The organism is Bacillus sp. LJBS06 (genome assembly GCF_016924995.1).
Classification (GTDB): domain Bacteria; phylum Bacillota; class Bacilli; order Bacillales; family Bacillaceae; genus Bacillus; species Bacillus stercoris.
Window position 1 is genome coordinate 465446 of sequence record NZ_CP070483.1, and the last position, 13906, is coordinate 479351.

Sequence of the window (13906 nt, forward strand, 5' to 3'; positions counted from 1 at the left end):
ACCAGCTGATGCTTTTTCAATGTTGTCACACCGCTTAGTGCCAAATTACCATTTATAACTGATTGATTCTTTTGTGAAAGCGTTTTATATTAAAAGGAAACCTCTCTATATCCTCTACTGCATCTCCTTGCGACTTCATCCGCACATCAAGATTGTCTAGGAGGTCTTTTTTTATGTATATGACTGCCAGAGAACAAAAGCTGTTAAAGCACTTGTTATTACAAAATAGATATATAACCGTAACTGAGCTTGCTGAGCTGATGGAGGTCAGCACGAGAACCATTCACAGGGAGCTCAAATCAATTAAGCCGCTGATGGAAACCGTCGGGCTTACGCTTGATAAACAGCCCGGCAAAGGGTTGAAAGCAGTGGGAAGTCCCGAGGATAAACAAAAGCTGCTCACCGATTTATCATATGAACAGCATGAATACAGCGCGGACGAAAGGAAACTGCTCATTCTCTGTTCGCTATTAGAGTCTCAGGAGCCCGTCAAACTGTACACGCTTGCTCATGATCTTCAGGTGACAAATGCCACGGTCAGCTATGACTTAGACGAGCTGGAGAAATGGATTTCTCCCTTCGGATTGACTCTGATCCGCAAAAGAGGTTTTGGCATCCAGCTCATAGGGCCGGAGAATGCGAAACGGAAAATTGTCGGCAACTTGATTGTGAACCGCCTCGACATCCAAATGTTTTTGGAAGCGGTTGAATTAAACATCAAAGGAAAACCTGATTCTTCAGAGAAAATGTTCGGTGTCGTCAGCAAAGGTGAGCTGCTAAAAATGGAGCGCATCTTATTTCAGCTGAAGGAAAAAATCGCTTTTTCATTGTCCGACAGCTCCTATATAGCGCTCGTCGTCCATCTGACGTATGCGATCGAACGGATTAAGCTTGGGGAAACCATCACCATGGAGCAAAATGAGCTTGAGGAGCTGAAGAATGTGAGAGAATACAGCTCGGCTCTTGAAATCGCGGGCGAGCTTGAACGTGCCTTCGGCGTGACGATACCGGAGGCGGAGGTCGGCTATATTACAATCCACCTTCGAAGCGCCAATCGAAAATACAAAACAGAATACAAAGCGCAGGAAATTGAGCTGGAAACAGCCCTGCAAACAAAGCGGCTCATTGCCTTTATATCAGATAAAATCCGAATGGATCTCACGAAAAACTACTCTTTATATGAAGGCTTGATCGCCCATTTGGAGCCGGCCGTCAGTCGCATAAAAGAAAATATTGAGATATACAATCCGATGAAGGAACAGATTAAGCACGATTATTTTCTGCTTTACATGGCAATTGAAGAAGGCGTCGAAAAATATTTTCCGGGCATGTCCTTTTCTGATGATGAAATCGCTTTTATCGTTCTTCACTTTGGCTCGGCTCTTGAAATCAAAAAAGAAGAAGCAAAAGTGAAAGCGCTTGTCGTCTGCTCAAGCGGGATCGGCTCTTCGAAAATGCTTGCCTCAAGGCTGAAGAAAGAGCTGCCGGAAATTGAATCGTTTGATATGTCATCCCTGATCGAGCTAAAGGGGAAGGATGTTCAAGCGTATGATATGATTGTATCCACTGTTCCGATTCCTTATGAAAACATTGATTACATCATGGTCAGCCCGCTATTAAATGAGGAAGACGCAAACCAGGTCAAGCAGTATATCAAGCGGAAAATTCCCCTTATTCTTAACAAAAAAAGAAGCCCCAAGGAAGAAACGCAGCAAGCTGATGCACCTGATATGCTGGAAGCGGCGGAAAGCATAGGTCGGTATATGGAGGTTATTCAAGATGTTTTACGCCATTTTTCACTAACTCAACTCAAAACAAACCCGGATCATAGCATGCTGCTGTTAGAACTTTTTCAGCAGCTGAAGAAGGATGGCTTGATCCGTGATCCGGAAAAAGCCGCGGTTTGCCTGGCTGAGCGGGAGAAACAAGGGGGATTGGGCATCCCGGGAACAAACATGGCGCTTTATCATCTCAAAAATGATGAAATCGTCCTGCCTTTTTTCAAAATGTTTGATCTCAGCACCTCCTATGAAGTGGATGGCATGGACGGAAATACCCTCAGCATGACACGCATCCTCGTCATGATGGCGCCTGGTTCATTATCTGCTGAAGGCTCGGAAATTTTAAGCGCGATCAGCTCGGCAATTATCGAGAGCGGAGAAAGCATGGCGGGGTTTCAGGAAGAAGGAGAACAAGAATTGTATCAGCGGTTAAACCGCATATTTTTCACTTGGATGAAAGAAAAAAACATACTGTAATCCTTCATGGCACACGTCAAAAAATTGGCGTGTGTTTTTCTGTGGACGGGGAACAAAATAAGAAAATGTGGGACTATTTTATCATTCAGTATTGGAATAATTCCAAAATGAAATAGTTTTACAAGTTATCTTTTTTGGGTTAAAATGGGTGAGGTAAGGAAGAAAATCTAACAAATTATTGAAGATTCAAGAGAATATAGGAGATGACGATATGGAAACATTACAGCATCTGATTCTGCATGACATGCCGGATAGCGAAGAAATAGAGGCTGTAAAAAGCGGAGACCATACACTGACATATAAAGGTTACCGTAAACGGATTAATCAGCTGGCGAATGCCATGCTGCAAAAAGGAATTCAAAAGGGCGACCGTGTTGCATTGCTTTGCAAAAACGGCCATCCCGCATCAACTGTTATGTTCGCCGCGCTTGAAATAGGTGCTGTTGTTGTACCTGTCAGCTGGCAGCTGAAACCATATGAAATGACAGGCATTTTAAAAGCAAGTGAACCGAAAGCGATGTTTTACGGAGCGGAGTTTAAAGAGACGCTGGATGAAATTCTTCCTGAATTGTCCTCACTGTGTTTAACAATGGAGACAGGAACAGCTTACGAAACATCTGCTGAATTTGAAGCGCTGTTTGCCGGTCCTGATCAATTGCCGGAAACGGAAATGGTTTCCCCAGATGATACAGCACTTCTCATGTTCACGTCTGGCACAACGGGAAACCCGAAAAGATGCATGATCACACATGGCGGCATATACAGATACGTCAAAAAATCCAACAGCTCAGTAACACGGATGAAGGGCCTTCGTTTTCTCGCGTGCCATCCGATTTATCATACGAGTGCGCTCATTTGCATCATGCTTGGAACGTTTGCAGGAACAACCTTTGTGTTCACAAAGGATCAAGATCCTGTTCACATGCTGAAGGTCATTGAAGAAGAGAAAATTCAGACCGTGATGGCTCTTCCTGTGTTTTACACGTATTTGCTTGAAGCGTGGGAAACGCACCAAACTGACTTATCGTCGCTTGTTATTTTAATGACAGGCGGAACAAAAGTGCCGAGCAGCCTAATCCGCCGCTATCTTGATATCGGCATTCCGCTCGCGCATGGCTATGGAAGTACTGAGGCTTGGGGAATCAGTACATGGATGCCTGATATGGGAATGGATAAAGCGGCATCTGCGGGGAAACCTGTGGAAGGCGTTAAAGTCAAAGTCGAAGATCCTGTGACGGGAGAAGAACTCCCCCAAGGAGAAATCGGCGAAATCGTTGTTCATACTCCATTCTTATTTAAAGGCTATGAAGACAACCCTGAAGCAACAGCGAAAGTGCTGCAAAACGGATGGTTCAGAACCGGAGATTCTGGCTATGTGGATGAAGATGGCTTTATTTTCATCACTGGACGCTACAAAGATGTCATTATTTACGGAGGCGATAACGTCTATCCTGATCAGGTTGAAGAAGTTATCCAGCAGATCCCGGGAATCCTTGAAACGGCGGTGGTCGGAATACCAGACCCGCTTTACGGTGAAAAACCGAAAGCTTTTATCGTGAAAAATGGCGGCCAGCGCATAACGGAAGAGGATGTCATCGCATTTTGTAAAGAGCGCCTGTCCGCTTACAAAATACCTGAAGTTGAATTCGTTAACGAACTGCCGAAAAACAACCTCGGCAAGGTGAAAAAAGACGTCCTGCGCAACCAGGCTGTACATTCATAAAAGAAGAAGCCCGCCACTTTATGTGGCGGGCTTCTTTGCAGTTGCACAAACGGCAAGCTCAGGCCTAATGTTCTTAAATTGTATATCAATGTCCTCGAAGCCGGCTGCTTTGAAGTCGGCAATCATCTGTTTTCCAAATGATTTGGTTTTCTCAGGGCTGGCATCCGCTTCCCGCGGCTGCATCGTAATGGCTGCTTTGCCGCCGGGCTTTAATGCCCGATAAATCTGTTTCATGCCTTTTGTTTGGTCATTCCAAATGGTGTAGTTGTTAACGGAAATCACTTTATCATAAAACGAGGCGGAAAGAGGAAATGTCTCGACGCTTCCTTGTATCAGGCGTACCCCCTCTGATTTCACTCTGCGGGCGGCCAGCTTCAGCATGGCTTCTGACGCATCAATCCCATGAAGATGAACATCCTTTTCGCGTTTCAATATCTGCTGCATGCAGTATCCAGGGCCAAACCCGACTTCTAAAATGCTGTCCCCGCGCATGATCTCAAGCTGATTGATTGTCCACTGATTCAGTGTCTGATTTTCAGCAGCCATGATGTACCCGGCAATCATGCCGATGACGCCCTTTGGCCTGCTGAATCTTCTAGAAAGCATGTTAATCATTCAGCAACCAACCCCCTTTTTGAGTTATTTCCTCCCAGCGTTCCATGTGAAACATTTTTCTGATAAAGCAATACGAAGGTGCCAATCCATGTTTATCCAAAGAGCGTGTGAGGTACACAACAAATAGACAAGAAACCAAAGGAGGAGAATCATCATGGCACATTATCCAAAAGAACTGCCGGCACAAACCCAAAATCGCCAGCCGGGAATTGAAAGCGAAATGAATCCAAGTCCGGTGTATGAGTACGAGAATTACAAAGGAGCGGACAAATTAAAAGGAAAAGTTGCGCTCATTACAGGCGGCGACAGCGGGATCGGACGCGCGGTTTCGGTCGCTTACGCAAAGGAAGGCGCTGATATCGCTATTGTATATAAGGATGAGCATGGAGACGCCGAAGAGACGAAGAAACGCGTTGAACAAGAAGGTGTAAAATGCCTGCTGATTGCCGGTGACGTCGGTGAAGAGGAATTCTGCAATGACGCGGTTGAAAAAACGGTCAAAGAACTAGGCGGCCTTGACATCCTTGTCAACAATGCCGGTGAACAGCATCCGAAGGAAACCATCAAAGACATTACAAGTGAACAGCTTCACCGCACATTCAAAACAAACTTTTATTCTCAATTTTATTTGACTAAAAAAGCAATTGATTACCTGAAACCGGGCAGCGCCATCATCAATACGACATCCATTAACCCGTACGTAGGAAACCCGACACTCATTGATTATACAGCGACAAAAGGTGCGATCAATGCCTTTACAAGAACAATGGCGCAGGCGCTTGTCAAAGACGGCATCCGTGTGAATGCAGTTGCGCCGGGACCAATCTGGACGCCATTAATCCCAGCTACGTTCTCTGAAGAAACAGTCGCCCAATTTGGGCAAGATACGCCGATGGGACGTCCTGGACAGCCTGTTGAGCACGTCGGCTGTTATGTGCTGCTGGCATCAGATGAATCATCTTACATGACAGGCCAGACACTACATGTCAACGGCGGTAATTTTGTGACGACATAAGAGGGAGTGTGACATATGGGCATCACGAAAGAAGAAGTGAACAGCTACTATCAAAAGGCAGGCATTGTATTAACGGACGAGGAAGTAGACCAAATCCAGCTGATGGACTACGGCTTAGGAAAAGAAAAAACAGTCGGGCTCCAGCTCTTTGTCTACGTCAATACAGACCGTTATTGTTCAAAGGAACTGGTGCTGTTTCCGGGACAGACTTGCCCGGAACACCGCCATCCGCCGGTCGACGGCCAGGAAGGCAAGCAGGAGACCTTCCGCTGCCGCTACGGAAAAGTGTATCTTTACGTAGAAGGAGAAAAAACGCAGCTGCCAAAGGTTCTCCCTCCTCAGGAAGATAGAGAACACTATACGGTCTGGCACGAAATTGAGCTAGAACCGGGCGGGCAATATACGATTCCCCCGAATACAAAGCATTGGTTTCAAGCCGGTGAAGAGGGAGCCGTCGTGACGGAAATGTCTTCGACGAGCACAGATAAGCATGATATCTTTACCGATCCAAGGATATAAGGATGAGGCTTAGCAGCCCATCCTTTTTTGTATTGAAAAAAACGGAATCATCGCTATAATGGGTAAAAAAGGAAAGAGGGAGAGGCAATGTTCACTTGCAAGGTAAATGAGCACATCACCATCCGATTATTGGAGCCGAAGGATGCGGAGCGGCTGGCCGAACTCATTATCGAAAATCAGCAGCGGCTTGGCAAGTGGCTGTTTTGGGCGGAAAATCCAAGCAGCGCTGAAACGTACAGAGAAACGATCATTCCAAATTGGCGGTGGGAATATGCTGATCTGACCAGCATTGAGGCGGGGCTCCTTTATGACGGCAGCCTATGCGGCATGATCGGACTGCATAACCTTGATCAAGTGAATCGGAAAGCGGAAATCGGATACTGGATTGCCAAAGAATTTGAAGGGAAAGGCATTATTACCGCTGCCTGCCGAAAACTCATTACGTATGCTTTTGAAGAGCTTGAGCTGAATCGTGTGGCGATCTGTGCGGCTGTCGGAAACGAAAAAAGCAGAGCGGTTCCGGAGCGGCTTGGCTTTATAGAGGAGGGAAGGGCACGGGACGGCTTATTCATAAACGGCAGGCACCATGATCTTATCTATTACAGCTTGCTAAAGCATGAATGGAAAGGATGAAAATAAAGAGCACACTTTCTTGTTTAAATCTTCCCCGGATGTGGAAAAGTAACAGCGGAGACGTTAAAAAGGAGTGATTCGAGATGAATCAGAAAGACATAAAACAAAAAGTGCTTGATGTTCTAGATCACCATAAAGTAGGTTCGCTCGCAACGGTTCAAAAGGGCAAACCGCATTCCCGCTACATGACTTTTTTCCATGACGGGCTGACGATTTACACACCGACAAGCAAGGAAACTCATAAAGCGGAAGAAATTGAGAACAACCCCAATGTCCACATTTTATTAGGCTATGATTGTGAAGGCTTTGGCGACGCCTATGTCGAAGTTGCCGGAAAAGCTAAAATCAACAATTCGGCAGAACTGAAGGACAAAATATGGAGTTCCAAATTAGAGCGCTGGTTTGACGGCAAGGATGATCCGAATCTGGTGATTCTTGAAATTGAACCGGAGGATATCAGATTAATGAATGCCGGGGAGAAAACACCGGTCTCACTCGAACTATAAAAAATTTGTGTTTTCAGGGGCGATATGTTATTATGAATAGCTAGTAAGAAAAATAAGCAAATAAAAAAGAAAGTAAACTTCTTTTTTCTGTTTTGAGAGAGAAGCTTACCGCTTCCCAAGCAGCATAATCAGCTGCCCTTATTCTTTTCCTTCATAACAAATCGCCCCTAACGATGAGATGGAAAAAAGACTTTTTTGTTTTACAATTCACACCGGCGCGGCTTCGGAGCCGCAGTGACGATTGAGAGGTAGGGCTTTCGTTGTCTTGTGTTCAAGAAATTTCCATGGTGTTTACTTTCCAGAAAGATTCTTCGGAACAATGCTTTATGAATCTAACCCGCCCGAGCTGGCGGATGATATAATCTTTATTTGCGTATAGAAAAGAATAAGACAAACCGCCCGGCGCCGCCGGCGGTTTTTTTATTGCAAAAAACACATCGTACTGAAACCTAATTGCCTTCTTTCCAGTCTTATCTCTAGGATGAAATTGGAGGAAGAATAACGTGCATGTCATTACAACACAGGTACTTTTTATATTTTGTTTTTTATTACTGATTCATTCGATAGAAACCTTAGCCTATGCCACAAGGCTTTCCGGGGCCCGCGTTGGATTTATTGCGTCCGCGCTTTCCCTGTTTAATGTCATGGTCATTGTGTCCAGAATGTCGAACATGGTGCAGCAGCCCTTTACCGGGCATTTAATTGATGATGCGGGAAAAAACGCACTGGCGATTGTAGGCGAGCAGTTCCGCTTCTTGATTTTGGGATCGACAGTCGGCACCATCCTGGGCATCATCCTGCTCCCATCTTTTGTCGCTCTTTTTTCACGGGCGATTATTCACTTGGCGGGCGGCGGCGGCTCCGTTTTTCAAGTATTCCGAAAGGGATGCTCGAAACAAGGATTTAAAAATGCCCTTTCCTATTTGCGTCTGCCGTCTATTTCATATGTAAAAGGATTTCATATGCGCTTGATTCCGAAGCGTTTGTTTGTCATCAACATGCTGATTACATCCATTTATACGATTGGCGTGCTTTCGGCTTTGTACGCAGGCCTGCTGGCGCCGGAGCGCAGCACGACAGCCGTCATGGCATCGGGTTTGATCAATGGAATTGCGACGATGCTGCTGGCCATTTTTGTTGATCCTAAGGTATCCGTTCTTGCTGATGACGTGGCAAAAGGAAAACGAAGCTATATCTATTTAAAATGGACATCTGTCACAATGGTCACATCAAGGGTGGCGGGCACACTCCTCGCCCAGCTCATGTTTATTCCGGGGGCCTACTATATCGCCTGGCTCACAAAGTGGTTTTAATAAGAAAGGCTGGATCAAAAAGATCCAGCCTTTTTTGCGTTTCCTTATTTAAAATTCCTCAATCCGCGATCGTACAAAAAGTTTCCGAATGGGACGAAAGCGACGATGAAGCCGGCGGCTGACCATTTCAACGGCCATTTGACAGAGAAGGTTGCATAAGCCAAGACAAGCAAATACAAAATGAACAACCCTCCGTGAACCGAACCGACAATTGTCACTGCAAGCGGAAGGCCTGCCCAATATTTAAGCGGCATAGCGATGAACAGCAGGATTAAGAGTGACATTCCTTCAATAAAACCCATCGTGCGAAGTCTTCCGATCGGCGTGTGCAGCATAAATCGCCCTCCTTGTGGACACGTTTTCATTTTATACTATAAACAATCCAGAGGGGCATATGACAGCTTTCGAAAAATGTTCGGAAAACATTCATTTTTACATGCCTTTTTCAGGGAACTGTACTTGTCATTTACAAAAATACCCGAGATAATGTGTACAAAATCATAAAAGAAGGATGTTGAAATGAAACTTGACCAGATTGATCTGAATATCATTGAGGAGCTGAAGAAGGACAGCCGTTTGTCAATGAGGGAATTAGGCAGAAAAATTAAGCTGTCACCTCCATCTGTGACAGAACGGGTAAGGCAGCTTGAATCGTTTGGCATCATCAAGCAATACACGCTGGAGGTCGACCAGAAAAAACTGGGCCTTCCCGTTTCCTGCATTGTGGAAGCAACCGTCAAAAATGCGGATTACGAGCGGTTCAAAAGCTATATTCAAACATTGCCGAATATTGAATTTTGCTACCGGATTGCGGGTGCAGCCTGCTATATGCTGAAAATCAATGCCGAAAGCCTCGAAGCGGTAGAAGATTTCATTAACAAAACATCGCCCTACGCGCAAACCGTCACTCACGTCATTTTCTCAGAAATTGACACGAAAAACGGGTGCGGTTAGAGAGTGCCGCGCGAAGTCTGTTATAATAACAGGATGAGCGTGAAAGAAAGAGAAGTGATCAAGCATGTCAAAAACAGTTGTATTAGCTGAAAAACCTTCAGTCGGCCGGGATTTAGCCCGGGTGCTGAAGTGCCATAAAAAAGGAAACGGTTATCTCGAAGGTGATCAATATATTGTGACCTGGGCTTTAGGCCATTTGGTGACACTTGCTGATCCGGAAGGCTACGGAAAAGAATTTCAATCATGGCGTCTGGAGGATCTGCCAATTATCCCAGAACCATTAAAGCTTGTGGTGATTAAAAAAACAGGAAAGCAGTTCAATGCGGTCAAATCGCAGCTTACCCGTAAAGACGTCAATCAGATTGTCATCGCGACTGACGCAGGCCGGGAAGGAGAGCTTGTTGCGCGCTGGATCATTGAGAAAGCGAATGTCCGCAAGCCAATCAAGCGGCTGTGGATTTCTTCTGTAACGGATAAAGCGATCAAGGAAGGATTTCAAAAGCTTCGCAGCGGCAAAGAATACGAAAACCTGTACCATTCTGCTGTCGCCAGAGCGGAAGCGGATTGGATTGTAGGGATTAATGCGACCCGTGCGCTGACAACCAAATTCAATGCCCAGCTCTCATGCGGGCGTGTGCAGACCCCGACGCTTGCCATGATTGCAAAGCGCGAGGCAGACATTCAAGCGTTTACGCCAGTCCCGTATTACGGCATACGTGCAGCAGTCGACGGCATGACGCTGACGTGGCAGGATAAGAAATCAAAGCAGACGAGAACGTTCAATCAAGACGTAACAAGCCGTTTGCTAAAAGACCTCGAAGGAAAGCAAGCGGTCATAGCTGAGCTGAAAAAAACAGCGAAAAAAAGCTTTGCGCCTGCGCTTTATGATTTAACGGAGCTGCAGCGTGACGCCCACAAGCGCTTCGGTTTTTCTGCTAAAGAAACGCTTTCCGTGCTGCAGAAGCTGTATGAGCAGCATAAGCTCGTCACATATCCGCGGACGGACTCTAGATTTTTATCCAGTGACATCGTCCCGACGTTAAAAGACCGTCTGGAAGGCATGGAAGTAAAACCGTACGCCCAATATGTCAGCCAAATTAAAAAACGCGGCATCAAATCCCATAAGGGCTACGTCAATGACGCGAAGGTGTCAGACCACCACGCGATTATCCCGACCGAAGAGCCGCTCATTCTCAGCAGTCTGAGTGATAAGGAACGAAAGCTGTATGACCTGATTGCGAAACGTTTCCTTGCAGTATTAATGCCTGCATTCGAATATGAGGAAACAAAGGTCATCGCAGAAATCGGCGGAGAAACCTTTACGGCAAAAGGCAAAACCGTACAGTCGCAAGGATGGAAAGCTGTTTATGATATGGCGGATGAGGATGATGAGCAGGACGATGACAGAGATCAGACACTTCCTGCGCTTCAAAAAGGCGACACACTTGCCGTCCGCACGTTAACGGAAACAAGCGGCCAAACGAAGCCGCCCGCCCGCTTTAACGAAGGGACCCTGTTGTCAGCGATGGAAAACCCAAGCGCGTTTATGCAGGGAGAAGAAAAAGGCCTCGTCAAAACGCTTGGAGAAACAGGCGGCCTCGGCACGGTGGCAACGCGTGCCGACATCATTGAAAAACTGTTCAACAGCTTTTTAATTGAGAAAAAAGGCCAGGATATCTTTATCACTTCTAAAGGGAAACAACTCCTGCAGCTTGTTCCGGAGGATCTGAAATCACCGGCCTTAACGGCAGAATGGGAGCAAAAGCTGTCTGCGATCGCGGCCGGCAAATTGAAATCGGCTGTCTTTATTAAAGACATGAAGGCTTACGCTCACCAAACGGTAAAAGACATCAAAAACAGCAGCCAAACCTTCCGACACGACAACATCACGGGAACGGCATGTCCGGAATGCGGCAAAATGATGCTGAAAGTAAACGGCAAACGCGGGACGATGCTCGTGTGCCAAGACCGTGAATGCGGAAGCAGAAAAACGATTGCCCGAAAAACAAACGCGCGCTGCCCGAACTGCCATAAAAGAATGGAGCTTCGCGGCCAAGGTGAGGGCCAGACCTTTGCGTGTGTGTGCGGCCACCGCGAGAAGCTCTCTGTATTTGAAAAACGAAAAAACAAAGACAAAGCACGTGCTTCCAAACGGGACGTGTCCTCTTATTTGAAAAAACAAAATAAAGATGAGCCGATTAACAATGCGCTGGCAGAACAGCTGAAAAAACTCGGTTTGGATAAATAATAAAAAACCTGTGCCTATCGCACAGGTTTTTCTATTGGACTTAGGTCCCGTTTTTTTAATGTTCAAAAAGGGAAAAAAAAGCTAGCAATCTGCATTTTTTTCTTTTATAGTAAATGTACTTTGTAACATGGCAGTCATATTTTCTTCTATAACTATTTGTGAGCGTCTGATTCGCTTCAGGCGACAAAGGGGGATTTGCCTGTGAGGCATGCACTAATTGCTGTCATCTTATTCTTCTTATCTATCGGACTTTCCGCAGGGTGTGCTGAAGCTGGAAATAAGGCCCAAAATCAGTCGGCGGCAGAAGTGAACACCAGCCCGCTGCAGCCAGCGGAATATTTCATCTATCATAATCTAATGAATGATCAAGGGCTGATCAAAACCGATTTTTCAGACCAGCCTTCGTATTTATCGGAATCTCTCGGCCTGTGGATGGAGTTTCTGCTCAGCAAAAATGACGCACCGCATTTCCAAGACCAATATCAGCATCTGGCTGATTCATTTCTGATGAGCAATCACTTGGTGACGTGGAAGATTCAAAATGGCCAAGCGAGCGGGACGAATGCGCTGATAGATGATATGAGAATTATGCTGTCTCTTGACCAAGCCGCCGCAAAATGGGGCCGCAGCGACTACGCGCAAACGGCTAAGGATATCGGCACGGCTTTGAAGACATACAATATGAACAACGGTTTATTCACAGACTTTTACGACTCACAGGCCGCTTCAAAGGATGTGACGCTTTCATACGTCATGCCTGATGCCTTAGCAATTTTAAAGAAGAATGGAATCATAGACGAAGAAACAGAACAGCGGAATGCCAATGTTCTCTATTCAGCTCCTTTAAAAAATGGCTTTTTGCCGAAGACATACAGCTCGGAGACGAAGGAATACACATATGACAGTGAAATCAACCTGATTGATCAGCTTTACACTGCTTGGCATTTGCCGGAAGGGGATGAAAAAGCATCTGTTTTAGCGGACTGGATCAAGCAGGAATTTCAGACAAACGGAAAACTGTACGGGCGATATTCGGCAGATACGAAGGAGCCTGCCGTGCAATATGAATCGCCATCCGTATATGCATTAGCCGTATTGTTTTTGACAAAACAGCATGAAAACAGCTCTGTCATCAAAGCCATATATGACAGAATGAATGACTTTGAAATTCATGATCCGGTGAAATCGTATTATGGAGGCTATATGAGCGGCACTCAGACGCATTCATTTGACAATCTGCTGCCGCTGTTAGCCGAAAGGAAGCTTTTTAATGAAAATATCATTCAATGAATCACAAAAATTATTTGCTTATTTTTCAGGGCTCATCGCGGCCCTGTCTCTGTTTATTTATTATGTGTCAGCCCAGCAATCGGAAGGCGCCCTGATCCTTTGCATCACGTTTGTCGTCATCGCCGCAGGCATCTGGTTCGGCCCGATTTACGCGCTGGCGGTGACCTTAATCGTACTTTTTGTTCTCGGCACCTTAATGATGTTTTTCCAGACTGGACAGGCATCGCTCTTTCCAGCTGAGGAAGGGCTGCGAATGCTTGTCGTGTGGGGAATCGCGCTTTTGCTGTTTTCTTTTATTTCCGGAAGAATCCACGATATCACAGCAGAGCTTCGGCGCTCAATCACACGGCTTCAATCCGAAATCAAAAGTTTTGTTGCTGTTGACAGAGTGACCGGGTTTGATAACAAGCAAAGGATGCAGCTGGAACTTTCAGAAGAAATGAAGCGGGCTGAGCGCTACGGCAATTCTTTTGTGTTTTTGCTGCTCCATATGCATTATTTCAAAGAGTTTAAATCCTTGTACGGTGAAAAAGAAACGGATCGCCTTTTCCAATATGTTGGTCAGCAAATCAGGACGAGTGTTCGGGAAACGGATAAGAAATTCCGCCCCTCTGACGAGCGTATCGGGATCGTGCTGACGCACACGCCTGCTGAACATATGCCAGCCGTTCTGACCAAGCTGAAGAAACAATTGGATACATATCAGCTGGAAAATGGAAAGTATGTCTCGCTTACGTTCCACGTTTGCTATTTGCCCTACCGGAAAGATATCAAAACAGCTGATCAATTTTTAGAAGAACTGGAAAATGAGATGATGATGAATGAACTATAA

Annotated in this window: 13 protein-coding genes; 11 read left to right on the forward strand and 2 right to left on the reverse strand. The window is 45.7% G+C overall.

Going from position 1 to position 13906, the window contains the following annotated elements:
* The first annotated feature begins 173 nt into the window (after nucleotides 1–173).
* Complete coding sequence (gene mtlR / locus JQX68_RS02350) at nucleotides 174–2258, forward strand: mannitol operon transcriptional activator MtlR (RefSeq protein ID WP_172640208.1); 2085 nt, start codon at nucleotides 174–176, stop codon at nucleotides 2256–2258.
* Between the two features lie 211 nt (nucleotides 2259–2469).
* The gene (locus JQX68_RS02355; RefSeq protein ID WP_040084147.1) at nucleotides 2470–3981 is read left to right on the forward strand and encodes a class I adenylate-forming enzyme family protein; all 1512 of its coding nucleotides are present in this window, start codon (nucleotides 2470–2472) and stop codon (nucleotides 3979–3981) included.
* A gap of 18 nt (nucleotides 3982–3999) precedes the next feature.
* Here the strand turns inward: JQX68_RS02355 and JQX68_RS02360 are convergent, their stop codons facing one another.
* Complete coding sequence (locus JQX68_RS02360) at nucleotides 4000–4596, reverse strand: class I SAM-dependent methyltransferase (RefSeq protein ID WP_172640209.1); 597 nt, start codon at nucleotides 4594–4596, stop codon at nucleotides 4000–4002.
* A gap of 154 nt (nucleotides 4597–4750) precedes the next feature.
* Here JQX68_RS02360 and JQX68_RS02365 point away from each other — a divergent pair, with 154 nt between their 5' ends.
* The 5 genes from JQX68_RS02365 (at nucleotide 4751) to amj (ending at nucleotide 8582) form a co-directional block, all read left to right on the forward strand.
* Nucleotides 4751–5611, forward strand: coding sequence for an SDR family oxidoreductase (locus tag JQX68_RS02365; protein ID WP_205440509.1), 861 nt, complete (start codon nucleotides 4751–4753; stop codon nucleotides 5609–5611).
* Nucleotides 5612–5626: 15 nt separating this feature from the next.
* On the forward strand, nucleotides 5627–6130 hold the full coding sequence (lyxE, locus tag JQX68_RS02370; RefSeq protein ID WP_069839889.1) for a D-lyxose ketol-isomerase: 504 nt from the start codon (nucleotides 5627–5629) through the stop codon (nucleotides 6128–6130).
* Between the two features lie 87 nt (nucleotides 6131–6217).
* Nucleotides 6218–6763, forward strand: a complete 546-nt coding sequence (locus JQX68_RS02375) for a GNAT family N-acetyltransferase (RefSeq protein ID WP_205440510.1) — start codon at nucleotides 6218–6220, stop codon at nucleotides 6761–6763.
* An 83-nt stretch (nucleotides 6764–6846) separates the two neighbouring features.
* Nucleotides 6847–7269, forward strand: coding sequence for a pyridoxamine 5'-phosphate oxidase family protein (locus JQX68_RS02380; RefSeq protein WP_069839891.1), 423 nt, complete (start codon nucleotides 6847–6849; stop codon nucleotides 7267–7269).
* Nucleotides 7270–7772: 503 nt separating this feature from the next.
* Complete coding sequence (gene amj, locus JQX68_RS02385; RefSeq protein WP_205440511.1) at nucleotides 7773–8582, forward strand: lipid II flippase Amj; 810 nt, start codon at nucleotides 7773–7775, stop codon at nucleotides 8580–8582.
* 44 nt (nucleotides 8583–8626) lie between these two features.
* Here the strand turns inward: amj and JQX68_RS02390 are convergent, their stop codons facing one another.
* Entirely contained in the window at nucleotides 8627–8917 is a 291-nt protein-coding gene (locus JQX68_RS02390; RefSeq protein ID WP_014662816.1) for a DUF3817 domain-containing protein, read from the reverse strand.
* Between the two features lie 184 nt (nucleotides 8918–9101).
* On the opposite strand from JQX68_RS02390, the gene lrpC reads away from it, so the two are divergent.
* The 4 genes from lrpC to epsK all read left to right on the forward strand — a co-directional run bounded on the left by lrpC (nucleotide 9102) and on the right by epsK (nucleotide 13906).
* Nucleotides 9102–9536, forward strand: coding sequence for a transcriptional regulator LrpC (gene lrpC, locus JQX68_RS02395; protein WP_136654844.1), 435 nt, complete (start codon nucleotides 9102–9104; stop codon nucleotides 9534–9536).
* A 64-nt stretch (nucleotides 9537–9600) separates the two neighbouring features.
* A complete protein-coding gene (locus JQX68_RS02400; protein WP_205440512.1) occupies nucleotides 9601–11784 on the forward strand; it encodes a DNA topoisomerase III in 2184 nt (727 codons plus the stop codon).
* A 201-nt stretch (nucleotides 11785–11985) separates the two neighbouring features.
* Nucleotides 11986–13074: a glycosyl hydrolase family 8 gene (locus JQX68_RS02405; RefSeq protein WP_147772916.1), complete on the forward strand. Its 1089-nt coding sequence runs from the start codon at nucleotides 11986–11988 to the stop codon at nucleotides 13072–13074.
* Nucleotides 13055–13906 carry a cyclic-di-GMP receptor EpsK gene (gene epsK / locus JQX68_RS02410; RefSeq protein ID WP_014662819.1) on the forward strand — a complete coding sequence of 284 codons (852 nt, stop codon included), beginning with the start codon at nucleotides 13055–13057 and terminating at the stop codon, nucleotides 13904–13906. Before JQX68_RS02405 ends, epsK begins: the two co-directional genes overlap by 20 nt.